General features: G+C 74.1%; 22 protein-coding genes. 5 read left to right on the top strand and 17 right to left on the bottom strand.

The window, feature by feature from the left end; genetic code table 11:
* Nucleotides 1–49: 49 nt before the first annotated feature.
* Nucleotides 50–1,489, bottom strand: coding sequence for a PLP-dependent aminotransferase family protein (locus tag ACGFMM_RS20545; RefSeq protein WP_393647792.1), 1,440 nt, complete (start codon nt 1,487–1,489; stop codon nt 50–52).
* Here ACGFMM_RS20545 and ACGFMM_RS20540 point away from each other — a divergent pair.
* Both ACGFMM_RS20540 and ACGFMM_RS20535 read left to right on the top strand, forming a co-directional pair.
* Nucleotides 1,488–2,396, top strand: a complete 909-nt coding sequence (locus ACGFMM_RS20540; RefSeq protein ID WP_393647791.1) for a DMT family transporter — start codon at nt 1,488–1,490, stop codon at nt 2,394–2,396. The genes ACGFMM_RS20545 and ACGFMM_RS20540 overlap by 2 nt on opposite strands.
* A gap of 103 nt (nt 2,397–2,499) precedes the next feature.
* Nucleotides 2,500–2,697 (top strand): DUF1918 domain-containing protein, encoded by a 198-nt coding sequence (locus ACGFMM_RS20535; RefSeq protein WP_393647790.1) that lies wholly within the window; start codon nt 2,500–2,502, stop codon nt 2,695–2,697.
* On the opposite strand, the gene ACGFMM_RS20530 is transcribed toward ACGFMM_RS20535, so the two are convergent.
* Nucleotides 2,698–3,981, bottom strand: a complete 1,284-nt coding sequence (locus ACGFMM_RS20530) for a glycoside hydrolase family 10 protein (RefSeq protein ID WP_393647789.1) — start codon at nt 3,979–3,981, stop codon at nt 2,698–2,700. It lies immediately after the preceding gene.
* A 166-nt stretch (nt 3,982–4,147) separates the two neighbouring features.
* Here ACGFMM_RS20530 and ACGFMM_RS20525 point away from each other — a divergent pair, with 166 nt between their 5' ends.
* Nucleotides 4,148–5,008 (top strand): 3-hydroxybutyryl-CoA dehydrogenase, encoded by an 861-nt coding sequence (locus ACGFMM_RS20525; RefSeq protein WP_393647788.1) that lies wholly within the window; start codon nt 4,148–4,150, stop codon nt 5,006–5,008.
* Nucleotides 5,009–5,108: 100 nt separating this feature from the next.
* Here the strand turns inward: ACGFMM_RS20525 and ACGFMM_RS20520 are convergent, their stop codons facing one another.
* From ACGFMM_RS20520 to infC, 12 genes are all read right to left on the bottom strand, one after another.
* Nucleotides 5,109–5,639 (bottom strand): NUDIX hydrolase, encoded by a 531-nt coding sequence (locus tag ACGFMM_RS20520; protein WP_393647787.1) that lies wholly within the window; start codon nt 5,637–5,639, stop codon nt 5,109–5,111.
* A 62-nt stretch (nt 5,640–5,701) separates the two neighbouring features.
* Entirely contained in the window at nt 5,702–7,045 is a 1,344-nt protein-coding gene (locus tag ACGFMM_RS20515; RefSeq protein ID WP_393647786.1) for a transcriptional regulator, read from the bottom strand.
* A gap of 331 nt (nt 7,046–7,376) precedes the next feature.
* Complete coding sequence (locus tag ACGFMM_RS20510) at nt 7,377–8,450, bottom strand: PP2C family protein-serine/threonine phosphatase (RefSeq protein ID WP_393647785.1); 1,074 nt, start codon at nt 8,448–8,450, stop codon at nt 7,377–7,379.
* Nucleotides 8,451–8,643: 193 nt separating this feature from the next.
* On the bottom strand, nt 8,644–9,777 hold the full coding sequence (locus tag ACGFMM_RS20505) for a flavin-containing monooxygenase (protein WP_393647784.1): 1,134 nt from the start codon (nt 9,775–9,777) through the stop codon (nt 8,644–8,646).
* Between the two features lie 99 nt (nt 9,778–9,876).
* Nucleotides 9,877–11,526 carry a LuxR C-terminal-related transcriptional regulator gene (locus ACGFMM_RS20500; protein WP_393647783.1) on the bottom strand — a complete coding sequence of 550 codons (1,650 nt, stop codon included), beginning with the start codon at nt 11,524–11,526 and terminating at the stop codon, nt 9,877–9,879.
* 149 nt (nt 11,527–11,675) lie between these two features.
* Nucleotides 11,676–14,204: a phenylalanine--tRNA ligase subunit beta gene (gene pheT / locus ACGFMM_RS20495; RefSeq protein WP_393647782.1), complete on the bottom strand. Its 2,529-nt coding sequence runs from the start codon at nt 14,202–14,204 to the stop codon at nt 11,676–11,678.
* Nucleotides 14,204–15,331, bottom strand: a complete 1,128-nt coding sequence (pheS, locus tag ACGFMM_RS20490; protein ID WP_393647781.1) for a phenylalanine--tRNA ligase subunit alpha — start codon at nt 15,329–15,331, stop codon at nt 14,204–14,206. Before pheS ends, pheT begins: the two co-directional genes overlap by 1 nt.
* 135 nt (nt 15,332–15,466) lie before the next feature.
* Nucleotides 15,467–16,645, bottom strand: coding sequence for an ATP-binding protein (locus ACGFMM_RS20485; protein ID WP_393647780.1), 1,179 nt, complete (start codon nt 16,643–16,645; stop codon nt 15,467–15,469).
* Between the two features lie 82 nt (nt 16,646–16,727).
* The gene (locus ACGFMM_RS20480; RefSeq protein ID WP_393647779.1) at nt 16,728–17,567 is read right to left on the bottom strand and encodes a TrmH family RNA methyltransferase; all 840 of its coding nucleotides are present in this window, start codon (nt 17,565–17,567) and stop codon (nt 16,728–16,730) included.
* A gap of 130 nt (nt 17,568–17,697) precedes the next feature.
* On the bottom strand, nt 17,698–18,084 hold the full coding sequence (gene rplT, locus ACGFMM_RS20475; protein WP_019884941.1) for a 50S ribosomal protein L20: 387 nt from the start codon (nt 18,082–18,084) through the stop codon (nt 17,698–17,700).
* Nucleotides 18,085–18,192: 108 nt separating this feature from the next.
* Entirely contained in the window at nt 18,193–18,387 is a 195-nt protein-coding gene (gene rpmI / locus ACGFMM_RS20470; RefSeq protein WP_329122635.1) for a 50S ribosomal protein L35, read from the bottom strand.
* 127 nt (nt 18,388–18,514) lie between these two features.
* Nucleotides 18,515–19,228: a translation initiation factor IF-3 gene (infC, locus tag ACGFMM_RS20465; protein ID WP_393647873.1), complete on the bottom strand. Its 714-nt coding sequence runs from the start codon at nt 19,226–19,228 to the stop codon at nt 18,515–18,517.
* Between the two features lie 297 nt (nt 19,229–19,525).
* Between infC and ACGFMM_RS20460 the strand changes: the two genes are divergently transcribed.
* Nucleotides 19,526–19,885, top strand: coding sequence for a DUF1844 domain-containing protein (locus ACGFMM_RS20460; protein ID WP_393647778.1), 360 nt, complete (start codon nt 19,526–19,528; stop codon nt 19,883–19,885).
* A 96-nt stretch (nt 19,886–19,981) separates the two neighbouring features.
* Here ACGFMM_RS20460 and ACGFMM_RS20455 read toward each other — a convergent pair whose 3' ends face one another.
* Genes ACGFMM_RS20455 through ACGFMM_RS20445 form a run of 3 tightly spaced genes read right to left on the bottom strand, consistent with a single transcriptional unit; the run spans nt 19,982 to nt 23,365 of the window.
* On the bottom strand, nt 19,982–20,716 hold the full coding sequence (locus tag ACGFMM_RS20455) for an SseB family protein (protein ID WP_393647777.1): 735 nt from the start codon (nt 20,714–20,716) through the stop codon (nt 19,982–19,984).
* 43 nt (nt 20,717–20,759) lie between these two features.
* On the bottom strand, nt 20,760–21,968 hold the full coding sequence (gene mycP / locus ACGFMM_RS20450; RefSeq protein ID WP_393647776.1) for a type VII secretion-associated serine protease mycosin: 1,209 nt from the start codon (nt 21,966–21,968) through the stop codon (nt 20,760–20,762).
* Entirely contained in the window at nt 21,965–23,365 is a 1,401-nt protein-coding gene (locus ACGFMM_RS20445) for a hypothetical protein (protein ID WP_393647775.1), read from the bottom strand. The genes mycP and ACGFMM_RS20445 overlap by 4 nt, the downstream gene beginning before the upstream one ends.
* 178 nt (nt 23,366–23,543) lie before the next feature.
* Here ACGFMM_RS20445 and ACGFMM_RS20440 point away from each other — a divergent pair, with 178 nt between their 5' ends.
* On the top strand, nt 23,544–24,746 hold the full coding sequence (locus ACGFMM_RS20440) for an alanine racemase (RefSeq protein WP_393647774.1): 1,203 nt from the start codon (nt 23,544–23,546) through the stop codon (nt 24,744–24,746).
* The last annotated feature ends 3 nt before the right edge of the window (nt 24,747–24,749 follow it).

Here is a 24,749-nt window from a genome sequence, read left to right as displayed (position 1 = left end):
CGCTTCGCTCATGGCCGCAGGCTCGCAGGGCTGCCGGACGGCTGTCAGCTCAATTCTCGAGCTCGTCCACCGCCGTGCGCAGCCTGCGCACCCCCTCCGCGAGCTCCGCCGTCCCCGCCACCCCGGCGAAGCTCAGCCGGACGTGGCCGCCGGGCGGTTCGGCGCAGAAGTACGGCCGGCCGGGCGCGACCGCGACGCCGGCGCGCAGCGCGGCGGACAGCAGGGCCGCCTCGTCGAGGGTGTCGGGGAGGCGGAGCCAGAAGTGGTAGCCGCCGGAGGGGATGCGGGACGGCAGCGCCAGCTCCGGCAGGCTCCCGGCGAGCGCCGTGGCAAGGGCGTCCCGGCGGCTTCTCAGCCCGGCCGCCACCTGCCGCAGATGCCGGCCCCAGGCGGGCGCGCCGACGAGTTCGAGGGCGGCCTCCTGGAGCGGGCGGGGGACGAAGAAGCTGTCGACGACCTGGATGGCCCGGAGCCGTTCCAGTACCGGCCCTCGTGCGGCGAGCGCGCCGACGCGCAGGCTGGCCGAGGTGACCTTGGTGAGCGAGCAGACGTGGACGACGACGCCGTCCGGGTCGTCGGCGGCGAGCGGCGCGGGCAGCGGTCCGGCGTCCTCGTGGGCCAGCCGCCGCGCGAAGTCGTCCTCGACGACGAACGCGCCCGCCGCGCGGGCGATCCGCAGCACCTCGCGGCGGCGGGCCCCCTCGAGCACGGCGCCGGTGGGGTTCTGGAACAGAGGCTGGCAGACGAACACCCGGGCTCCGGTGGCCCGGAAGGCCGCTTCGAGGAGGTCGGGGCGGACGCCGTCGGCGTCGGCGGGCACGGGCACCGGGCGCAGCCCGGCCGCGCGGGCGACGGCGAGCATCCCGGGGTAGGTGGGCGACTCGACGAGTACGGGCGTGCCGGGCGTGCCGAGGGCGCGCAGCGCGGTGGTGAGCGCGGACTGGCCGCCGGCGGTGATGAGGACCTCGGCGGCGGTGACGGTGCCGCCGATCTCGCGGGCGAACCACTCGCGCAGCTCGGGCAGTCCGTCGGCGGGCGGCCTGCCCCAGGCGCCGGGGCGGCGGCCGGCCCGGGCCAGGGCGGCGGCGAGGGCGCGCTCGGGCTGGAGGGAGGGGTGCAGATAGCCGCCGTTGAACTCGACGACGCCCGGCGGCGGGGCGGCCAGGGTGACGAGGACGCCGGAGGCGTCGACGGCGCGCGGCACGACCTCCGCTGCGGTGTCGGCGCTCAGGGCGAGCTCCTGCCAGGAGGTGTCGCCGGCGGCGGGCGCGGCGGTGCGCGGTTCGGCGCGGAAGGCCCCCGCCCCGGGCCGGGTGACGACCAGGCCCTCGGCGGCGAGCCGGGCGAGGGCGCGGGTGACGGTGACCGGGGAGACCCGGTACTGCTCGACGAGCGCCCGGCTCGACGGCAGCTTTCCTCCATATGGATAGCGGTTGAGCTGGGACCTCAGGGAGTTCGCCAGTTCCGCGACACTGCTACGCTCGTGCATGACAGCACAGAATAGCGCTACTCTCCCCGGCTCGATAGCGGTCGACGGCACGCGGACCCGCGGCACCCTGCTCGCCGTCCTCGGCGTGGTCGCGTTCTCGCTCACCTTCCCGTCGACCGTCTGGGGCCTGGAGAGCTTCGGCCCGTGGTCCCTGGTCGCCGTGCGTTCCACCCTCGCCGCCCTGATCGCGGGCGCGTTCCTGCTGGCGCTCAAGGTGCCGCTGCCCGAGCGCCGGCACTGGGCCGGTCTCGCCGTCGTCGCCCTGGGCGTGGTGGTGGGCTTCCCGCTGCTGACGACGCTGGCCCTGCAGACCTCCACCACCTCGCACGCGGCCGTGGTCGTCGGCCTGCTGCCGCTGACGACGGCGGTGTTCGCCGCCGTCCGCACCGGCCGCCGCCCCTCGCGCGCGTTCTGGGCGGCGGCGATCGGCGGGGCGGTCGTGGTCCTGGCGTTCACCCTCCAGCAGAGCGGCGGGGTGCTGTCGGCCGGTGACCTGTACCTGTTCGGGGCGCTGCTGGTGTGCGCCGCCGGGTACACCGAGGGCGGCCGGCTGGCGGCCGTCATGCCCGGCTGGCAGGTCATCGGCTGGGCCCTGATCCTCTGCCTGCCGCTCGCGCTCGCCGGTTCCGCGGCGGCCCTCGCGCACGAGCCGGTGCGGCTGACCGCGCACGGCGTGATCGGCCTGGTCTGGGTGGCGGCCGGCTCGACCTTCTTCGGGCTGTACGTCTGGTACCGCGGCATGGCCGAGATCGGCATCGCGCGGGCCAGCCAGCTCCAGCTCGCCCAGCCGCTGCTGACCCTGTTCTGGTCGGTCTTCCTGCTCGGCGAGCGGCTGCCCCTGGCCGCCCCGCTGGCCGCCGTCGGGGTCCTGGTCTGCATCGCGGCCACCCAGCGCGCGAACACCTGACGGGCGGGCCCCCGGGCCCGGCAGGACACCCGGGGTGACGCAGGTCACAATGACAGACGTAGACTCCGAAGTAGGCAGGCCGGTCGCGAGGAGGTCAGTCCCGATGCATGCGAGCAAGGGCGACAAGCTGGTGGTGCACGGCCGCACCGTGGGTCAGCACGACCGTACGGCCGAGGTCCTCCAGGTACTGGGCGAGAACGGCAACCCGCCGTACAAGGTCAAGTTCGACGACGACGGTCACGAGGCCCTGATGTCACCGGGCCCCGACACCGTCGTACGCCATCACGAGCAGCAGATGTGATCACAAGGGCGTGCGGACCTTGGTCGGGTAGTGGTCGGCCACCACGGTGGCCATCGCCCCGATCCGGTCCGTCGTGACCTCCGTGGCCGCGAAGAAGCAGTGCCCGCCCACCGACGGGTACCGGCTTGCGACGTCCAGGTGCCAGGACAGTTCCCGCGGGTCCTGCCAGGCGGCAGGCTGGGCCGGGTCGCCGGCCTTGTAGAGGGCCTCGCCGATGTAGAGCGCGCAGCCGCTGTCCCGGGCGACCGCGTCCCACCAGGCCACCAGCTTCTCGTAGTCGGCGGACGCGTTGCCGAGGTGCCAGTAGAGCTGCGGGACGACGTAGTCGATCCACCCCTCCCGGACCCACTTGCGGGTGTCCGCGTACAGGTCGTCGTAGGTCTGGACGCCCGCCCGGGTGTCCGAGCCCAGCGGGTCGGTGGCCGCGTTGCGCCACACCCCGAACGGGCTGATCCCGAAGGCCGCCTCGGGCGCGAGGGCCCGCAGCCGCTGCACGGTCTCGCCCACCAGCAGATCGATGTTGGCGCGCCGCCAGGACGCCTTGTCCGGGAAGTCGCCGCCGTACCAGGCGTACGCGTCGTCGTCGGCGAAGCTCTGCCCGGCCACCGGGTACGGGTAGAAGTAGTCGTCCCAGTGGAAGCCGTCGAGGGCGTAGCGCCGGACGGCGTCCAGCATCGCCTCCTGGACGAACGCCCGGACCTCCGGCAGCCCGGGGTTGTAGTACAGCTTCCCGCCGTACGGCACGACCCAGTCGGGATGCTGCCGCGCCGGGTGCGAGGCGGTCAGCCGGCCCGGGTCGGTGTGGTGGGCGACCCGGTACGGGTTGAACCAGGCGTGCAGCTCCAGGCCGCGGGCGTGCGCCTCCTCGACGGCCGTGCCCAGCGGGTCCCAGCCCGGGTCGCGGCCCTGCACTCCGGTGAGGCACTGCGCCCACGGCTCGTACGACGAGGGCCACAGCGCGTCGGCCGTCGGCCGGACCTGGAGGACCACCGCGTTGAGACGGCGGGCGACGGCCGAGTCGAGATGGGCGACGAGTTCCGCGCGCTGCTGTTCGGCGGTGAGTCCGGTGCGCGAGGGCCAGTCGCGGTTGCTCACGGTGGCCAGCCACATGCCCCGGAACTCGGTGGTGCGTTGTGGCCTTCTTCTCATCCGTCCGCCCCCGTCCGGCTCGCCCCGCCCGGCCGCGCCCGAGCCGGCGTGTGCGGCCGTTCCCCCGCCGAATCCCAGTGCCGCGGCCGTTCCGGCCGCCCCCGCCACAAAGCCCCTTCGTCCCATTCGCCGCATCGATGCCCCTCGGATGTCGGGTACGTCACACCTGTCCGGCCAGCATGCCCCTCCCGAACGATCGATCAAACGAGGCTGGCGGAGTAACGTCATGGAGTCGAGGCGGAATCCGGAATCACACGGGCCCGCCGCCAAGCAGAACGAAAGACACGAGGTGACGGACTCCATGGGCGACATCGAGCGCGTCGGAGTGGTCGGCTGCGGCCAGATGGGTGCAGGCATCGCGGAGGTGTGCGCCCGCAGCGGCCTCGACGTGAAGGTCGCCGAGACCACCGGCGAGGCGCTGGAGATCGGTCGCACCCGGCTCACCAACTCGCTGTCGAAGGCCGCCGAACGCGGCAAGCTCAGCGAGGAGGAGCGGGACGCGGCGCTGGCGCGGCTCAGCTTCACCACCGACCTGGGCGAGTTCGCCGACCGGGACCTCGTCATCGAGGCCGTCGTCGAGAACGAGCAGATCAAGACCGAGATCTTCCAGGTGCTCGACCAGGTGCTGACCCGCCCGGACGCCATCCTGGCCTCGAACACCTCCTCCATCCCGCTGGTGAAGCTGGCCGTGGCGACCTCCCGCCCCGACCACGTCGTCGGCATCCACTTCTTCAACCCGGCCCCGGTGCAGAAGCTCGTCGAGCTGATCCCGGCCCTCACCACCTCCGAGGGCACGATCAGCCGGGCGCAGGCCTTCGCCGAGAAGGTGCTGGGCAAGCACGCGATCCGCGCCCAGGACCGCTCCGGCTTCGTGGTGAACGCGCTCCTCGTGCCGTACCTGCTCTCCGCGATCCGGATGTTCGAGTCGGGCATCGCCAGCCGCGAGGACATCGACAACGGCATGGAGTTCGGCTGTGCCCACCCCATGGGCCCGCTGAAGCTGTCGGACCTGATCGGCCTGGACACCATCGCCTCGATCGCCGACTCGATGTACGCGGAGTTCAAGGAGCCGCTGTACGCCGCTCCCCCGCTGCTGCAGCGCATGGTGGACGCGGGCCGGCTCGGCCGCAAGACCGGCTCCGGGTTCTACGTCTACCCCTGAGCCCCCCAGACCCGCGCCCGGGCACCGCTGCCGTCGGGCGCGCAGGCCGGACGGCCCGTACACCGCACAGGTACGGGCCGTCCGGCGCTTTCTTCTCCCGTCAGCCGAGCCGCAGGTGATGGAGCATCAGCAGTCCGGCGGCCATGTTGGCGGCCGGGATCTCGCCGCGGGCGATCATGTCGGGGATCTGCTTGAGGGGTATCCAGGCGCGTTTCGAGGACTCGAAGTCGTCCTCGGGCGGGCCGGTGTACGTGGCCTCCTCGGTCCAGTAGAGGTGGTGCCGGGCGTCGATGAGGCCGTTGGCGGGCTCGACGGTGAGCAGATGGCGCAGCGGGCCGGGCCGCCAGCCGGTCTCCTCCTCCATCTCGCGGGCGGCTGCGGCCTCGATGTCCTCGCCGTCCTCGACGACCCCGGCGGCCAGTTCCCAGCCCCAGCTGTCGGTGATGAAGCGGTGGCGCCAGAGCAGGAGCACTTCGTCGGCCTCGTTGACGACGGTCGCCACGGCGACCGGCCGGAGCCGGATCAGATAGTGGTCGAGGCGGCGGCCGTCGGGGAGCGCGACGTCCGCCAGGTTCACCCGGAACCAGCGGTTCTCATAGACCGGTTGTTCGCTCAGTTTCGTCCACTGCACGTTTCTGCCGCCTTTCTGCCGCCTTCCGATTGGTCGGTGGCAATATGGCAGCAGTCCTCGGGTCACAACGGAACGCGCAGGGCCCCGTCGATCAGCTCGGCCGCCTCCCGGGCCTCCCCGCCGCCGCTCGCCAGCAGATGCTCCCGCACCAGCCGCAGCCGGTCGCGCAGCCGCTGCGACTCCATCCCCCGGACCCGCTCGGTCATCTCCACGGCCGTGTGCGCCGCCCGGTCGGCCTCCCCCTCGCGCAGCTCGATCTGGCAGAGCATGGCCAGCCGGTGCACCCGCCCCCGGTCGTGCGCCGGCGTCGACACCGCCTCGGCCGCGTGCGCGTGCGCCGAGGGAAGATCACCCAGCTTGAGGAGAGCCTCGGCGATCTGCACGTTGACGTGCCCCGGCTGCACGTAGCCGGTCTCCGCCGGCTCGGTCCCCGGACAGATCCGCTCCGCCTCCGCCTCCGCCCGCCGGATGCACGCCAGCGCCGCGTCCCCGTCGCCGAGATGCGCGTACGCCTTCGCCTGCATCGCCGACAGGTCGCCGGCGAGGGCCGGGGTGATCCGCTGCCCCGCCGAGCGCAGCGCCGCCTCCGCGAAGGCCACCGCCTGCCGGTACTCCCCCATGAACAGCGACTGGTTGACCAGCAGCGCGATCACGTACGCGCCGAGGCCCCGGTCCCCGCTCGCCTTCGCCAGCCGCAGCGCCTGGTGGAAGTACCGCTGCGCCAGGCCGTGCGCGTCGGAGTCGTACGCGCAGATCCCGGCGATCGCGACGAGGCCGCCGGTCGCCCGGTGCAGCTGCCGGCCCAGCGCGTCCGGGTACGAGCCGCGCAGCAGCGGCGCGGTCTCGGCGTTGAGGAAGCCGACGATCCGGGCGCGGGTCGCGAGGCCGCCTGCCTTGCGGTACATCAGCTCGTAGTGGGCGCGGGCAGCGCGCAGCAGGGCGACGTCGGACGGCGCGACCCGGGTCTGGCCGTCGCGGGAGACGTCGGCGTCCTCCGGCGGGTTCTCCCACTCCCAGACCGGCATCACGGCAGGGGTGCCGGTGACGGCCGGCGCGGCGATGACGTGCGGCCGCTGCTGCTCGTCGGAGCGCCACAGGGCGGTGGCCCGCTCCACGAAGCCGGAGAGCGGCGAGCCGTGCGTCGACGCGGAGGGACTTCCGGGGACGCCGAGGCCGATGTCGTCGAGGGTGACGGTGCGGCGCAGCCGGGCGGCCAGCACCTCGCAGATCAGGTCGGGCACCTGCCCGCGCGGCCGCTGACCCTTCAACCAGCGTGCCACGGCGGTGTGTTCGTACCGCAGCGCGAGGCCCCTGGCCCGGCCGGCCTGGTTCACATGGGCGGCCAGTCCCGCGTGCGAGACCCCCGCCTCGTCGAGCAGGGCGTCGAGCAGGGTGTTGGGCTGCATGGGGATCTCCCGGGGCTCGGTCCGGCCAGACGGGGTCGGTTCACGGACCAGGGTCGATTCGCAGACTAGGGCCGATTCGCACGGGGTGTGAAGGGAATGCCCGCATAAGCACCCTGTGCGCTCTGCCGCCGTGCCTCCGCTGCCGGTTGACTGAGCGTCCTCTCCGCTGAGGGACCTGCCCCTCGCGGAGGGAGGACCCGCCTCCCCAGAGGCGGCCGGGCCGTCTGCTCCCCCTCGTACAGCGCGACGGCCCGCCACGCGCCGTCCGTCCTGCCGTCTGCCCGACACTCCGTGGCAGGACGGGCGGCGCCGACCGGAGGACGCCTGCCCCCTATCCCGGGTACGGCGCCGGTCGGGTACGGCGCAGCCCGGGTTCGGCGGGCTGCGCCGGAACCCGCACCCGGTCGTTGCGCACGACGAGCAGCGCCACGTCGTCGGCGAGCCGGCCGCCGGTGTGCCGCAACAGGGCGGTGTGCACCCGCTCGACCAGGGCCGCGGGCGAGATCGGCGCCTCGCGGACGGCGTCGGCGAGGACGGCGTCCAGCGGGAAGAACCGGCCCGCGGAGTCCCGGGCGTCCTCCGCGCCGTCGGTGTGCAGCAGCAGTACCTCGCCGGGCCTCAGCAGGACGCAGGCGTACGGGGTGAGTTCGGCGGGCAGCGGGAACGCGCCGAGCGGCGGCAGCGGATCGCCGGCCGGCAGCGTCTCGGCCCGGCAGCCGAGCCGGTACGGGCCGGGATGACCGCAGTTGAGCGCGTGCACCGACCCGTCGGGCCGGATCTCCAGGAGCAGGAGGGTGACGAACTCCTCCGCGGCCGGATGCGCGGGCTCCGCGGAGCCGCCCGCCGGATGCTCGTCGAGGGCCCGGTCGCGCAGGTGGCGGGCCAGCGCGCGGTCCAACCGCCGCAGCACGCCGCCGAGTTCGGGCTCGTCGTGGGCGGCCTCGCGGAAGCTGCCCAGGACGGCGGCGACGGCCCCGAGCGCGGCGAGGCCGTGCCCGCGGGCGTCCCCGATGAGCAGGCGCACGCCGTACGGGGTGGCGGCGGCCTCGTACAGATCGCCGCCGACCTCCGCGCCTCTGGAGGCCGACAGCTGGGCGGCGGCGAGCGCGAGCCCGTCGAGGCGGGGCGGCAGCGGCCGCAGCACGACCCGCTGCGCGGCGTGCGCGATGGCCCGCATCCCCTCCAGCTCGCGGGCGAGGCCGCGGCGGATGCCGAGGACGAGCCCGGTGCCGACGCTGAAGAACACCGCGCTGGTCGCGATCCGCATCGGGAGCCCGGGCTGCTGGGCGAGCGGACAGGCGAGCTTCCAGGTGACGGCCACGGCGCCCCAGACGCCGGGAAGGACGAGCGGACCCAGCCGGCGAAGCCGGGATTCCGCGGAGTGCGACGACCTTGTACGGATCATGCACGGCCCTCCCTGAGGCCTTCCAGCACGCAGGCCGGCCCCTGCGGCCGCGTCGATTCTGTCGACACGGCCGGGCACGGGGGAACATCCGCCAGACTTCTCACCCGAAGGAGTGAGCGCCAGGCCCGCGCCTCCCCCCGCCACCACCGCGCCACCCGCACAGACGCGGGAAGCCCGCACGAGTGCGCAGCCGTCAGGCGGTTGCGCCTGCGCCGGTCCGGGGCCGTGCGGGGGTGCGGGCGCGGTGCTTCACCAGGTGGTTCACGACGTACTCGGCGTCCCGGCCCGCGCCGCCGATGAGCATCGACGCGAAGGCGTACTGGAAGGCCAGGCCGACGAAGTACAGGCCGGGCGCGGTCGGGACGACGCCCCGGTGCTCCAGCGGCCAGCCGTCCTCGCCGGTGACCGGGAGGTCGATCCAGGAGAAGTCCTGCCGGAAGCCGGTGCACCAGACGACGTTGGCGACGTCGAGGACGCGGCCGCCGTCGAGCACCGGCATGCCCTCTCGCACACCGACCGTCCGCTCCGCGGCCAGTTCGACGCCGGCGCCGGTGAGGTCGTCCCGCTTGATCCGGATCAGCGGACCGCCGTGGGCCCGGACCTCGGGACGCAGCTTGCGGCCCAGCGGCGTGCGCAGGTTCAGCACGTGCTGCGCCAGGAACCACAGCACCGGGAAGATCGCGTGCGCGGGCCGGCCCTCGATGTCCATCGGGATCTCGCCGTGGATCTGCCCGCTGAGCACGGTCGGATGGCCGGCGTTCCCGGCCTCGTACGCGATGTCCCCGCCGGAGTGCGAGGCGCCGACCACCAGCACGCCGCCGGGCCGCAGCTGGTCCGGGTTCTTGTAGGCGCTGGAGTGCAGCTGCGTGATGCGCGGGTCGAGTCCGGCGGCGAAGCCGGGCACGTACGGGGTCCGGCCGAACGAACCGGATGCGACGACGACGTGCTCGCACACGTAGGCGGTGGTGTCCGTCTCGACGACGTACCGGCCGTCCTCGCGGCGCAGCCGGGCGACCCGCTCGCCGCCGCGGACGGGCAGGGCGAAGGTCTCGGCGTAGGACTCCAGGAAGTCGGCCATCTCGTCCTTGGTGGGAAAGGACATCGGCGGCGCCGGGAAGCGCATCCCGGGCAGCGAGGCGACCTTTGCCGGGCTGAACAGCCGCAACGAGTCCCAGTGGCAGCGCCAGTTGTCGCCGACGCGCGCGTTGCTGTCGAGGACCACGAACGGCCGGCCGCGGCGGGCGAGGTGGTATCCGGTGGACAGCCCCGCCTGGCCTGCGCCGATGACGACCGTCTCGATGTGTTCCGTCCTGCCGGTGGCGTTCATCGCGGGCCTCCTCGTCCGTTCCTGAGTCCGACATTAGGGACGCGGCGGGTGCGGCAGCTTCGGGAGAACACCCCAATCACCCGGCGCGGCGGGAATGGGTCATTCTGCCCATCGCCGCCCGACCAGATCGTGCTCGTAGGCGTACGCCGTGGCCGCCGCCCTGGAGGACAGGCCGAGTTTGCCGAAGATGTTGCTGACGTGACGGGCCACGGTCTTCTCGCTGAGCACCAGCTCGTCGGCGATCGCGTGGTTGGTCCGGCCGGTGGCGACCAGCCGCAGGACCTCGATCTCCCGGGGGCTGAGCCCGCCGTCGTGACGGGCCCCGCGACGGGTGAGCGCGTCGAGGCGGGCCAGGTCGGGGGCCGCGCCGAGCTCCCGGAACGCCTCACGCGCCGCGTTCAGTTCGAGGCGGGCGGTGCCCGCGTCGCCGAGCCGCTGCCGGGCGACTCCCAGCAGCATGAGGGAGCGCGCCCGCTCGTACGGGGCCCCGAGCTCGCTCCAGGTCCTGCCCGCCTCCAGCAGGGCGCCGAGCGCCGCGGCGGCGTCGCCCTCGGCCAGCAGCACGGCGCCCCGGGCATGGGCGGCGACGGCCCGGAGCAGCGGCGCTTCGAGGTCGTCGGCGGTGCGCGTCAGCTCGTCGACGGCCTTCCGGGCGGCCGGGACCTCGCCGGCGGCCAGCATGATCTCCGCGTACGGGGCGAGCAGCCTCGCCCGGCGCAGCCGGTCCGGCGTCTCGTCCAGGGCGCTGCGGATCGCTGCGGCCGCCGCGTCGGTCCGGCCCTGGGCCAGCCACAGCAGCGCGAGCCCCGGCTGCGCCCGGTGCCCGCAGGCGCCGGCCTGCCGGTAGGTCTCCTCGGAGCGGGCGAAGGCGCCGCGGACCCGGTGCAGCTCGGCCTCCTGGTAGAGCGCCATGCCGAGGACCCCGCGGCCCGGCAGCCCTTCGAGCCGCTCGCAGGCCCGGCGTGTCTCGTCCAGGGCGTCGGACCAGTCGCCGTGCGTCTGCAGGACGTGGGCGCGGTGGATCAGGCACTGGCCGCGGTAGGGCACGAGATCCGGCTGCGCGGCGCACCAGTCGGCCAGCGCCTCGGTCCACTCCTGGGCCCGGCGCAGGTCGAAGATCTCCTCGCAGGCCTCGATGACGCTGCAGTACACCAGCCCGGTCACGAGCGGCGACAGCTGGCGCGAGGCGACCGCGACCATGGCCTCGTCGAGCAGGGCGGTCCCGGCGGCGGTCTCGCCCGCGTAGACCAGCGCCCGGCCCTGGCCGTGCCGGGCCAGTGTCACCAGGTCCTGGTCCCCGAACCGCTCGCCGATCGCCGCGGCCTCGCCGAACAGGCCGTACGCGGCCCGGGGGTCCTTGTGGATGAGCCGCAGGCCCTGGGGGAAGAGCACATAGCCCTGCTCCACGCAGTCGAGCCCGCCGTCCTCGAGGAGCCGCCGGGCGCGAGCGAGCCAGCCGCCGCCCCGAGCCGTCTCGCCGCTCAGCAGCAGCGGCAGGGCCATCCAGAAGGCGCACCGCACGGCGCGCGCCGTCTCGCCGAGGTCCAGATACGCGTGGTGGGCCCGCTCGGTGGCCGCTCCGCACTCGGCGTCACTGCCCACCAGGTAGGCGGCGGTGGCGAGGCGCACGAGGTCGTCGGGGCCGAGCGGGTGCTCCCCGTCGGCCTGCGCGAGCGCGGTGTAGGCGTCCGACCACGCCTGACGAGCAAAGGCGTCCCGGGCTCGTACCAGTTCCGCGGCCACGTCCATGACGGCTCCCACCACCATTGCACCGCACGGCCGCGGTCTTGTCAGGTCAGGCGGGCGCGGGCCGGAACGGCGGAGGGCCGCCGCCGGGTCTCCCCGGCGACGGCCCTCCGGCCGTGGCTGCGCCTCGCGGCCTTACGCGCCTGGCGGCCTTACGCGCCGCGCAGCGTCGCGCCGAAGCGCTCCGTCGCCAGGGCGACGGCGGCGTCACGGGCGGCGGACGCCTCGTCGACGGTGAGCGTGCGGTCCGTGGCGCGGAACTTCAGCGCGTACGCCAGGGACTTCTTGCCCGCGTCGATCTGGTCGCCGGTGTACACGTCGAACAGCCGAATGGACTCCAGCAGCTCGCCCGCGCCCTCGCGCAGCACCGTCTCGACCTCGGCGGACGGCACTTCGGTGCCGACGACCAGCGCCACGTCCTGGGTGGCGACCGGGAAGGAGGAGATCCGCGGGGCCTTCAGCGGCCCCTCGTTGGCCTGCTCCAGGATGTCGAGGTCCAGCTCCATCGCGCAGGACCGGGCCGGCAGGCCCAGCGCCTTGACGACCCGCGGGTGCAGCTCGCCGGCGTGGCCGGCGAGGACCTTCTCGCCGTCCACGACCACGTGGAACGCGGCGCAGCGGCCCGGGTGGAACGGGGCGTGCTGGTCGGCACTGATGATCAGCTCGACGCCGGCCTCGGCGGCGACGATCCGGCCGGCCTGGATCGCGTCCGCCCAGTCCGACGGGTGGCCCTTGCCCCACCAGCCGGCCTGCTCGCGGCCGCCCGCGAGGACGACGGCGACGCGGTACGGCTGCGCCGGGAGGGCGGCGTCGAGCTGGGCGATCTCCTCGTCGGCGGGTCGCCCGTCGACCCGCAGCCGCTCTGCCTCGCCCGGCTTCTCGCCCGGCCGGAAGACCAGACCGGTCTCGAAGAGCGCCAGGTCGTGGCTGCCGCGGCCGTCGTTGCGGCGCAGCGCGCCGAGCAGGCCCGGCAGCAGCGTCGTACGGAGCGCGGGCTCCTCGTCGGAGAGCGGGTTGACGAGCGTCACCACGTTGCGGCGGGCGTCGTCCGTCTCGAAGCCGAGCTGGTCGAGCACCTGCTCGCCGATGAACGGGTAGTTCAGGGCCTCGACGTAGCCGGCCCCGGCCAGGGCGCGGCCGACGCGACGGCGGGTGCGCTGGGTCTCGGTCAGACCACGGCCGGCGGGCGGCTTGGGCAGCGTGGAGGGCAGGTTCTCGTAGCCCTCCAGCCGGATGACCTCTTCGGCGAGGTCGTTCGGCGCATTGAGATCGGGCCGCCACGACGGCACGGTGACGATCAGCTCGTCCTGGCCGTACACGTCACAGCCGACCTCCTGGAGGCGGCGGACGACGGTCTCGCGGCCGTATGCGACGCCCGCGACCTTGTCGGGGTGGTCGGCCGGCATGGTGATCGTGCGCGGCGCGGCCGGCGCGACGACCTCGGTGACGCCGGCCTCGGCCGTGCCGCCGGCGAGCAGCACCAGCAGGTCGACGGTGCGCTGCGCGGCAGCGGCGGCGGCCTGCGGGTCGACGCCGCGCTCGAAGCGCTTGGACGCCTCGGAGGACAGCTTCTGGCGGCGGGCGGTGCGGGCGATCGCGATCGGGTCGAAGTGCGCGGCCTCGATGACGACCTCGGTGGTGCCGGTGACGGCGCCGGTCTCCGGGTCGGTCACGGCGTCCGCGATCTCGGTGTTCGCGCCGCCCATGACGCCGGCGAGGCCGATCGGCCCGCGGTCGTCGGTGATGACCAGGTCCTCGTGGTGCAGGGCGCGGTGGGCCCCGTCGAGGGTGACGAAGTGCTCGCCCTCCTCGGCGCGGCGGACCCCGATGGTGCCCTGCACACGGCTGCGGTCGTAGGCGTGCAGCGGCTGGCCGAGCTCCAGCATCACGTAGTTGGTGATGTCCACGGCCAGCGAGATCGGGCGCATGCCGGCCTTCTGCAGACGGCGCTGCAGCCAGATCGGCGAGCGGGCCTCGGGGTCCAGGCCGGTGACCGTGCGGGCCACGAAGCGGTCGCAGCCGGCCGGGTCGGCGATCTGGACCGGGTAGCCGTACGAGTTCGGCGCGGGCACGTCGAGCAGCGCCGGATCGCGCAGCGGCAGGCCGTACGCGATGGCGAGCTCGCGGGCGACGCCGCGCAGCGACAGGCAGTAGCCGCGGTCCGGGGTGACGGCGATGTCGAGGACCTCGTCGTACAGCTCCAGGAGCGCGAGGGCGTCGATGCCGACCTCGTGCTCCGGCGGGAGCACGATGATGCCGTGCGAGCCGTCGTCGCCCATGCCGAGCTCGTCGCCCGAGCAGATCATGCCGCGCGAGACCCGGCCGTACGTCTTGCGCTCGGCGATGCGGAAGTCACCGGGCAGGACGGCGCCGGGCAGGGCCACGACGACCTTGTCGCCCTCGGCGAAGTTGCGGGCGCCGCAGATGATCTCCTGGGGCTCGCCGGTGCCGTTGGCCTGGCCGACGTCGACGGTGCAGAAGCGGATGGGCTTCTTGAACTCCGTCAGCTCCTCGATGGTGAGGACCTTGCCGACCACCAGCGGGCCGGTCAGGCCGGCGCCGAGCTGCTCGACGGTCTCGACCTCGAGGCCGGCGGAAATGAGCTTGGCCTGGACGTCACGCCCGGTCTCCGTCGCCGGCAGGTCGACGTACTCCCGCAGCCAAGAAAGCGGGACCCGCATCAGATCTCCATCCCGAACGGCCGGGTGAACCGGACGTCACCCTCGACCATGTCTCGCATGTCATCGACGTTGTGGCGGAACATCAGCATCCGCTCGATGCCGAAGCCGAAGGCGAATCCGCTGTACTTCTCGGGGTCCACGCCGCAGGCGACGAGCACCTTCGGGTTGACCATGCCGCAGCCGCCCAGCTCGATCCAGCCCTCGCTGCCGCAGGTGCGGCAGGGGCGGTCGGGGTTGCCGACGGACTCGCCGCGGCAGACGTAGCAGAGCATGTCCATCTCGGCGGACGGCTCGGTGAACGGGAAGAAGTTCGGGCGCAGCCGGGTCTTCATGTCCGGGCCGAAGAGCGCCTGGACCATGTGGTCCAGGGTGCCCTTGAGGTCCGCCATGGTCAGGCCCTCGTCGACGGCGAGCAGCTCGATCTGGTGGAAGACCGGGGTGTGCGTGGCGTCGAGCTCGTCGGTGCGGTAGACGCGGCCGGGGCACACGACGTAGACCGGGGGCTCCCGGTCGATCAGCGTGCGGGCCTGCACCGGGGAGGTGTGGGTGCGCAGCACGATGCCGGACTCGTCGCCCGTGGTGCCCTCGGGGCCCTGGACGAAGAAGGTGTCCTGCATCTGGCGGGCCGGGTGGTCCGGCACGAAGTTGAGGGCGTCGAAGTTGAACCACTCCGCCTCGACCTCGGGGCCTTCGGCGACCTCGTACCCCATGGAGACGAAGACGTCGGAGACGCGCTCCATCAGCGTGGTGAGCGGGTGGCGGGCGCCGGCCGGGACGCGGTCGTACGGCAGCGTGACGTCCACCGCCTCCTCGACCAGGACACGGGCGTCGCGCTCGGCCTCCAGCTCGGTCTGGCGGGCAGCCAGCGCCTTGGAGACGGCGCCGCGGGCCTGGCCGACGAGCTTGCCGGCCGCCGCCTTGGCGTGCGGGGGCAGCGCGCCGATCTCACGGTTGGCGAGGGCCAGCGGCGAGGTGCCGCCGGTGTGCGCCGTCTTGGCGTGCGCGAGCGCGTCGAGGTCGCCGGCGGCCGCGAAGGCGGCGAGCGCCTCGTCCCGCATGCGCTCGATCTCTTCCGGTTTCAAGGCTTCGACCTCGACCGGGTCGTACGACTTATTGGGTGCCGACATCTCTTCCCGTGCTTCCGTTTGGCTGGCTGGGGCGACCCCGCTCGACGACAAGGGCGCAAACGTGCCAAAGGTCGAGTCTAACGGGGTGCAGGGACGCGAATGAGCCCGTGGGCGGCCCGCGCGGCTCGGATCTCGTCAGGCGAGATAGGCCGGGGCGCCGACGGGCAGGATAAATCGGAACTCGGCGCCGCCCCGGGGGCCGCGGCCGACGGTGATGGTCCCGCCGTGGGCCTCGACGATGCCCTTGACGATGTACAGGCCGAGGCCGGTGCCGCCACGCTTGCTTCCCCGCCAGAAGCGGGTGAAGACACGGCCCATCGACTCCTCGGGGATGCCGGGGCCTTCGTCGCTCACGGTGACGGCCGTGCCTTTCTCGTCGTCCTGCGCGGATGCGGGAGCCACCTCGATGGTGACGGTTCCCTCGCCGTGGCGCACGGCATTTTCGAGCAGGTTGCCGAGCACCTGGTCGATCTTGTCCGGGTCCGCCCACAGATCGGGCAGGCCGGACCGGACGCGGACGAAGAAGCGGTCCGGGGACTGGCCGCCGGCGGTGTGGGCCTGGATGTGCCGGCCGACGGCGGCGGCGATGTCGACGGGCTGGCGGCGGACCTCGAGCCGGCCGGAGTCGATCCGGGAGATGTCGAGCAGTTCGGCGATGAGCCGGGTGACGCGGTTGGCGTCGGCGTCGACGGTCTCCAGCATCAGCCGCTTCTGGTCGTCGGTGAACCGCTCCCACTTGGCGAGCAGGGTCGCGGTGAAGCCCTTGACGGAGGTGAGCGGCGAGCGCAGTTCGTGGGCGACGGTGGCGATCAGCTCGGCGTGGCTGCGCTCGGTGCGGCGGCGGGCCTCGGTGCCGCGCAGGCTGACGACGACCCGGCGGACGGCGCCGGTGGGCGTGTCGCGGACGTAGCGGGCGGAGACCAGGACCTCGCGGCCGCCGGGCAGCAGCAGGTTGCGCTCGGGCTGGCCGGTACGGGTGGCGAGCCCGCCGTACGGGTCGGTCAGCGGCCACCAGCGGCGGCCCTTGAGGTCCTCCAGGGGCAGCGCCTGCTCCAGGGGACGGCCGAGGGCGCGGGCCGGGGGCACGGAGGTGATCCGGCCGGCGGCGGCGTTGAAGCAGATCACGCGGCCGGCGGCGTCGGCGACGACGAGCCCGTCGGGCAGCTCGTCGGGGTCGATCGCGGCGGACGACGGCGCGGCCTGTGCGGGTGCGGCCTGGGCGGGTGCGTCTCCGGGGGCCGGTTCCGGGTCGGAGGCGTACGGCGGCGTCCTCCGCTCGCCCGTGGGCCTGTCCGTGTCCGTATCGGCCGTCATCCCCGTATCCCACCCCTCCGTGTGACGCAGTGGGCCCCCGAGCCCGTCACCCTACTAGCTGAAGGTGACGGTTTGGACCCCCTCAGTGGGTACGGCCGGGGCGCTGGGCCCGCGCGGACGCGTAGAGGCATACGGCGGCGGCCGTCGCGAGGTTCAGGCTCTCGGCCTTGCCGTGGATCGGGACGCGCACGACCGCGTCCGCCAGGGCCCGGGTCTCCTCCGGGAGCCCCCAGGCCTCGTTGCCGAAGATCCAGGCGGTGGGGCCGCCCATGGTGCCCGCGTCCAGCTCGTCGTCCAGGTCGTCCTCGCCGGCCCCGTCGGCGGCCAGGATCCGCACGCCGGCGCCCTTCAGCTCGGCGACGGCCTGCTCGACGGGGACCCCGACGGCCACCGGCAGGTGGAACAGCGAACCGACGGACGCGCGCACGGACTTGGGGTTGTACAGGTCGACGGAGGCGTCGGTGAGGACGACGGCGTCGGCGCCGGCCGCGTCGGCGCAGCGCAGCACCGTGCCGGCGTTCCCGGGGTCGCGCACATGGGCGAGGACGGCGACCAGCCGGGGCTTGGCGGCGACGATGTCCTCGAACGGCGAGTCGAGGAAGCGGCAGACGCCGAGCAGGCCCTGCGGGGTGACGGTCTGGGAGACCTCGGCGAGCACGGCGTCGGAGGCGTGGTGGACGCGGGCGCCGGTGGCCCGGGCGGCCTCGACGATGTCGGCGTACCGCTCGGCGGCCTCGACGGTCGTGAAGAGCTCCACCAGCGTGGGCTGGCCGTCGCCGCCGCGGTGCGCCACGGCCTCCCGTACGGCCTGGGGGCCCTCGGCGATGAACCGGCGTTCCTTGCCCCGGAAGTTGCGCTTGGCGAGCCGCCGGGCGGCGACGACGCGCGGGGAACGCGGGGAGATCGGCTCGGGGGTGACCATGGGCTGCGGCGGTTCTCTTTCGTCGTCCCCGGACGAGAGGTCCGGGGTCACGTGGTCCGGGGGCTGACGCACCCGGACCCGCAGGCGCGGGCGCCTGCGGGTCCGGGCAGAAGTACTGCGGCCTGGAAGATCAGGCGGCGGCCTTCGGAGCGTTGACGTCGGCCGGCAGAGCCTTCTGCGCGACCTCGACCAGCGCGGCGAACGCGTTGGCGTCGTTGACGGCCAGCTCAGCGAGGATCTTGCGGTCCACCTCGATGTTGGCAGCCTTCAGGCCCTGGATCAGGCGGTTGTAGGTCATGCCGTTCAGGCGGGCAGCGGCGTTGATGCGCTGGATCCACAGCTGACGGAAGTCGCCCTTGCGCTTCTTGCGGTCGTTGTAGTTGTAGACCAGCGAGTGGGTGACCTGCTCCTTGGCCTTGCGGTACAGGCGCGAACGCTGACCGCGGTAGCCGGAGGCCTGCTCGAGGATCGCCCGGCGCTTCTTGTGGGCGTTGACTGCCCGCTTGACGCGTGCCACTTCTTAACTCCTTGTAGCGGGGTCGTGGTGGTCCTCACACGACCCGGAAAACGGATGGGTCCCGGTCTAGGCCGGATGCTCTCGTCGCCGAGAGCACGAGACGATCGGTCAGATGCCCAGCATCTTCTTGATGGTCTTGGTGTCACCCGGGGCCATCTCGGCGTTGCCGGTGAGGCGACGCGTCAGCTTGGACGACTTGTGCTCGAGCAGGTGGCGCTTGCCGGCGCGCTCCCGCAGGATCTTGCCGGAGCCGGTGACCTTGAAGCGCTTCTTGGCACCGGAGTGCGTCTTGTTCTTCGGCATGGCGCCGTTATCTCCTCGTCAGTGGCGCTCCCCTCCGGTGCGGGCACCGGGCGACCGGGAGCGTCAATTCTTCGTGTGGTGGTGCCGGGCGGACCGGGGGACTGCCGGGCGGGCAGCCCCCGTCGGATCACGCCTCGGCGTTCTCGGCCGACTCGTCGGCCGAAGACTCCTCGACCGGCGCCTCGGACGAACCGCCCTGACGCTCGGCCTTGCGCGCGGCCTGGGCCTCACGCGCCTCGGCCATGGCCTCGGTCTTCTTCTTGTGCGGGCCCAGAACCATGATCATGTTCCGGCCGTCCTGCTTCGGGTTGGACTCGATGAAGCCGAGCTCCTGAACGTCCTCCGCGAGGCGCTGGAGCAGTCGGTAACCGAGCTCCGGCCGGGACTGCTCACGACCACGGAACATGATCGTGATCTTGACCTTGTCGCCCTGCTTGAGGAACCGGACGACGTGACCCTTCTTGGTGTCATAGTCGTGCGGGTCGATCTTCGGCCGGAGCTTCATCTCCTTGATGACCGTGTGCGCCTGGTTCTTGCGCGCCTCACGGGCCTTCATGGCCGACTCGTACTTGAACTTCCCGTAGTCCATGAGCTTGCACACGGGCGGACGGGCGTTCGCCGCAACCTCAACCAGGTCGAGGTCGTACTCCTGCGCGAGCTCCAGGGCCTTGGCAAGCGGAACAATGCCCACCTGCTCGCCACTGGGGCCGACAAGACGCACCTCGGGAACGCGAATCCGCTCGTTGATGCGGGGCTCGGCGCTGATGGATCCTCCTCGGTAGCACCACGCGACCGCCTTGGCGGACGGACACGTCACGTGTTTAACGTTGAGACCAACCATCCCGGGACACGAAAAATGCCCCGGACGGGACACAGGCGGGGCTCCATGGCAATACCGGAGCACCGCCGCGGTGTACCGCGGGGCGCAACATCGGGCGAACTCCATCGTCCGTACGGAACGATGGCGGCCGCCTGACCGGTGACCCGCCGCCCCTGACGGGCGGCAAGGTGGGAAGTCGGAGCCTCCACTTGTGGGCCGGGCACGCACGTGTCCGGCCGGTCGTTACACAAGGTTAGCAGGTCGTCGGGGCAAGGGCTAACCGAAGGGTTCCGCCCGGCGGGGCATATCGTGGGCCCCATGAGTGACACGCCCACCAATGACTCCACCGACTTCGACGCCATGACCCGTGAGATCGCCGAGGCCCCCGCGGTCCAGGTGATCGTGACGGTCGCCGTCAACCTGATGAGCGCCGCCGCGGTGAAGCTCGGGCTGGCCGAGGGGGGCGAGGACCACAAGGACCTCGACGAGGCCCGCAAGCTGGTCCACGCGCTGGCCGGCCTGCTCGACGCCAGCACGACGGAGATCAGCTCGTTCCACGCGGCCCCGCTGCGGGACGGCCTGAAGTCCCTCCAGCTGGCCTTCCGCGAGGCGTCCATCGTCCCGGACGAGCCGGGCCAGGGACCGGGCGAGAAGTACACGGGGCCGGTGTTCGGCTGAGCGGGTGAACGGTCCGGGCCCACGACTCTGCCGGGGGTACGGGGGTTGCCCCCGGGGAGCCGCAGTCACGGGGCCGGTGTTCGGGTAAGCCGAGGTTCAGTCCCGTACGTAGAAGGGCTCGCCCGGAGGCGGGGTCGTGGCCGGCAGGAGTGCCAGGTCGAGGCCCCGCACCAGGCGGGCCCTCAGTGTTTCGTCGGCGGCCAGGGCGCGGGCCACGCGCTGGGCGGCCTCCGCGGCGGCGACGTCGTCGTCGAGGACGAGGGCGAGGATGCCGTCGCTCGCCCCGGGGCCGAGGTAGGCCCGTACGACGGCGGGCTCGCCGGCGACCGCGGCGCGCACCGCGTCCCGTACGGCCGGGTCCTGGAGCGGGTCCGCGCTGGTCCGGCCCTCGGCGAGGGCCAGCAGCGCGGGGCCGGCCACCTGGTACGGCACCGGACCCGCGAGGTCCAGCACGAGCGTGTCGGCCTTCTCGTGCACGAGGGCCGCCAGGGCCTGGTGCAGCGGTACGGCCACGGGCCGGGCGGCCGGGTCCCACAGGGCCAGCGAGGCGATCGAGGTGAAGGCGGGCAGCGCCCGGCGGTCCCCCGCGGTGAGGGTCGGCACGGCCATGTCGCTGGTCTTCTCGCGGCGCAGGCCCGTTTCGGGGTCCTCCTCGACCTCGCCGAGGACGGCGACCACGGGGACGAGGAGCCGGGCGTCCCTGAGCGCTTCCAGGACCGGGCCGTGGGCGGTGCGGTCCTCAGCCCACGCGGCGAGGGCCGCGGCGAGCCGCGGGTCCGCGGTGCCGTCGTCGTCGGAGAAACCGGGGTCCGGGATGTTCTTGAGCGCCACGTCCCGAGCCTATCCGGCGGACCGGCTCACCAGGTCCGGCGGGTCAGCGGTGGCGGCGCGGGTCCGGGGTGCGGCTGCCGCGCCACAGGACGACCGCGGCGGCGAGCAGGAACACGCCGAGCCCGCCCGCGGCCGGCGCGAGCACCCCGAGGGGCCGGTCGTCGCCCGCCTCCGGGGCGGGGCCGGAGCCGAAGTACCGGCCCTGGTGCCCGGCCGCGGCGGCCCGGCCGGCGGTGCTCCCCTTCGTGGCGGCGAGCTTGCCGCCGGCCTCGATGGCGGCGGCCGGGTCGACGGTGCCGTACCCCTTGTCGTCGCTGCGGCCGCCCTTGGGGCGGCTGCGGGCGGTGTCGACGAAGAGCTGCTTCACCTGGGCCGGCGTCAGACCGGGGTGGGCGGCGCGGACGAGGGCGGCGGCCCCGGAGACGAACGCAGCGGCGGCGCTGGTGCCCCAGCCCTCGTAGTAGCGGCGGTCCGGGTCGGCGATCACCACGTCGACGCCGGGGGCGCTGACCGTGGCGTACCAGCGGCTGGTGGAGAACGAGGCGTGGGTGCCGTACCGGTCGACCGCGGCGACGGCGATGACGCCGGGGTAGGCGGCGGGGTACGAGACGTGGTCGCCCTTGTCGCCGCCGTTGCCGGCGGAGGCGACGACGACGACGCCCTTGGCGAGGGCGTACTGGACGGCGGCGTCCTCGTCGGCGTCGGGGTGGGCGGACTCGCTGTCGTCGCCGAGGGAGAGGTTGATGACGTCCGCGCCCTGGTCGGCGGCCCAGCGGATGCCCTGGGCGAGCGCGCCGCCGCGGGTTTCGCGGGCGCGGGCTCGGGCCTTGTCGGCGCCTTCGAGGATGACCCGGACGGGCAGGATCCGCGCCTGCGGGGCGATGCCGAGGACGCCGTCCTGGCGGCCGGGGCCGTGGCCGTGTCCGGCGATGATGCCGGCCATGGCGGTGCCGTGGCGGGCCCAGGCGCGGTCGCCGCGGGCGGCGCCGAAGCCGACGAGGTCCTTGCCGGCGAGGACGTTGCCGTCGAGGTCCGGGTGGCTCGCGTCGACGCCGGTGTCGAGGACGGCGACGGTGATGCCGCGGCCCTTCGTGGTGCGCCAGGCCTCGGAGGTGTGGAGCGCTTCGAGCCCCCACTGGCGGGCGCGGATGGTGTCGGCGTGCGCGGGCGCGGCGGCGGGCAGCACGACGAACGAGGCGGCGAGCGGGAGCGCGAGGAGGGCGCGGAGGCGGCCGGGGCGGGGGCGCGTCACCGGTCCTCCTGGGTGGCCGCGGCGACGGCGCGGCGCAGCCCGCGTTCGACGCGGTCGGCGACGCCCTTGGCCTCGTGGCCGAGGCCGGCCTGGGCGGGGGCGGTGGTCTGGCGGGGGTCCATGGCCTCGGCGGCGGGCTGGGGGCGGGGCACGGGGCGGCCGTCGGCGAAGCCGGAGACGGCGTAGACGAGCACGGGCAGTTCGGGCACGGCGGCGAGCTGCCAGCTGGCGCGCTGCGCGTCGCCGAAGCGGGCGGCGGGGGTGCCGGGGGCGGGCAGGGCGCGCGGCATGTGGTCGACGCGCTTGGCGAGGCCGCCGGAGGTGAACTGCCGGGTGAGGGTCTGCATGGCGGTGGCGTCGGCGTCGGTGAAGACGAGGCCGACGGTGACGACGTCGGTGGAGGTGGCGTCGGTGTAGGTGGCGCGGACGACGCGGACGCAGCCGGTGGGCCGCAGGCTCGTGACGAGGGCGGGCGAGAGGACGGCGGCGGTGCAGGGCGCGTCGGGCGCGACGGCGAGGCGCGTCCACGTGCGGTCGGCTCCGCCGGGGCCGGAGCGGGCGCCCTTGAGGGTGGGCGGGAAGAGGGTGTCGACGGGCGTGCTGTGCCAGGCCCGGCGGGCTTCGGCGTACCCGGCGGGCTCCTGCGCGGCCCCGTGTCCCTGCTGGGTCAGCACCACTCCGGCGATGGCTCCGCCGACCAGGCCGAGCCCCAGGACGAGGCACGTCCCGGCGGCGACGACCCAACCGAACCGCCGCTCCCGGATGGGCCGCAGCTGCGCGGTGGTCTCACTGGGCGTCTCGGGCGGCGCGCCGAAGTACGTGTACGCGGGCGGCGTGGGGCGCAGCCGCGTGGTGGTCTCGGAGCCGGGGTACACGGGGGCGGCGGGCACCACCCAGGGGGCCGCCGGCGCGGGCCGGGGCGGGGCCGCGGCGGCGGGCTGAGGCACGGCGGGCGCGGGCATGGCCTGCGCGGCCGGGTTCGGCGGTACCGGCTGCGGGGCAGGCTGCCGGGCCGCGGTCGGTATCGGCGGGGGCATCGGGGCGGCCGGCGCGGGCGGCGTCGGCGGACCCGTCAGCGGGGTCTGCGGGGCGGGGGCGGCAGGCTGCGGCGCCGGGGCGGTCGGCAGCGGCTGGGCCTGCGCGGTCGGCTGAAACTGGGCCGGGGCGGTCGGCAGCTGCTGGGCCGGGGCCGGCGCCGGCGCGTGCGGGGTCTGCGGGGCCGGGGCGGGCGGTGTCGGCGGACCCGTCAGCTGTGCCTGCGGGGCCGCTCCGGCCGGCTGCGGGGCCGGGGCGGTCGGTAGAGGCTGGGCCTGCGCGGTCGGCTGCGGCTGGGCCGGGACCGGCGGCGGCATGTGCGGCGGGAGCGGAGGCGGGGTCGGGTGCGCGTTCGTCGGCATCGCGTCCCCCCGCTCGCTCTCGTTCCCGTACTCGTACCCACTCGTAGTCGTACGGGTGCTCGTACCGCCTGGCAATGTGCGCCACTCTACGGGCTGTTCCGGCGCGGGCGGGAACCCCGGGGGATCTGACCGGATGATCCCCCTACCCTCGGATGGGGCGGTCTGGAAAACTCGGGCCATGACTCCCCGTGCCGCCGACCGCGCCCGGTACGACCGGGCCACCGCCCAACTCGACGCGCCCGTGGCGATCGTCGACCTGGAGGCGTTCGACGCCAACGCGGACGACCTGGTGCGGCGGGCCGCGGGGAAGCCGATACGGGTGGCGAGCAAGTCGGTGCGGTGCCGGGCCCTGCTGGAGCGGGTGCTGGCCCGCGAGGGCTTCGCGGGGATCATGTCGTTCACGCTCGACGAGTCCCTCTGGCTGGCCCGCGCCGGTTTCGAGGACGTGCTCCTCGCCTACCCGTCCGCCGACCGCGCCGGCTTCGCCGCGCTCGCCGGCGACGAGAAGCTGGCCGCCGCCGTGACCGTGATGGTCGACGACCCCGCCCAGCTGGAGCTGATCGACCTGGCGCGCGACGGCGGCACCGAGGAGATCCGGGTCTGTCTGGAGCTCGACACCTCGCTCCTGCTGCTCGGCGGCCGGGTGCGGATCGGGGCCCGGCGCTCCCCCCTGCACGAGCCCGCGCAGCTCGCCGAGCTGGCCCGCTCGGTGGCCCGCCGGCCCGGTTTCCGGCTGGTCGGGCTGATGGCGTACGAGGGTCATGTCGCCGGCGTCGGCGACGCGGTCGGCGGCCGACCGCTGCGTTCGCGGGCGGTCCGCCTCATGCAGGCCGCGGCCCGCCGGGAGCTGGCGGCGCGGCGCGCGGCCGCGGTCCGCGCCGTACGGGCCGTCGCTCCGGACCTGGAGTTCGTCAACGGCGGCGGCACCGGCAGCGTCCAGCACACGGCCGCCGAGGACGCGGTGACCGAGATCGCCGCGGGCTCGGGCCTGTACGTGCCGCGGCTGTTCGACCACTACTCGTCGTTCGACGGCCGTCCGGCCGCCCTGTTCGCCCAGCCGGTGGTCCGCCGCCCGGGCGTGGGCGTGGTGACGGTGCTCGGCGGCGGCTACCCGGCGTCGGGTGCGGCGGGCCGGGACCGGCTGCCGGTCCCGTACCTGCCGGAGGGGCTGCGCTACGACCCGCGGGAGGGGCCGGGCGAGGTGCAGACGCCGCTGATGGGCTCCGCCGCCGACGATCTGCTGATCGGCGACAAGGTGTGGTTCCGGCACGCGAAGGCCGGTGAGCTGTGCGAGCGCTTCGACCGGCTGCACCTCGTCGAGGGCGACCGGATCACGGCGACCGTGCCCACGTACCGGGGCGAGGGCCGGACGTTCCTCTGACCC

The organism is Streptomyces sp. NPDC048604 (assembly GCF_043199435.1).
Lineage (GTDB): Bacteria > Actinomycetota > Actinomycetes > Streptomycetales > Streptomycetaceae > Streptomyces.
Note: the sequence above shows the minus strand (reverse complement) of the source record. Positions and strands in the feature narration are given on the sequence as shown.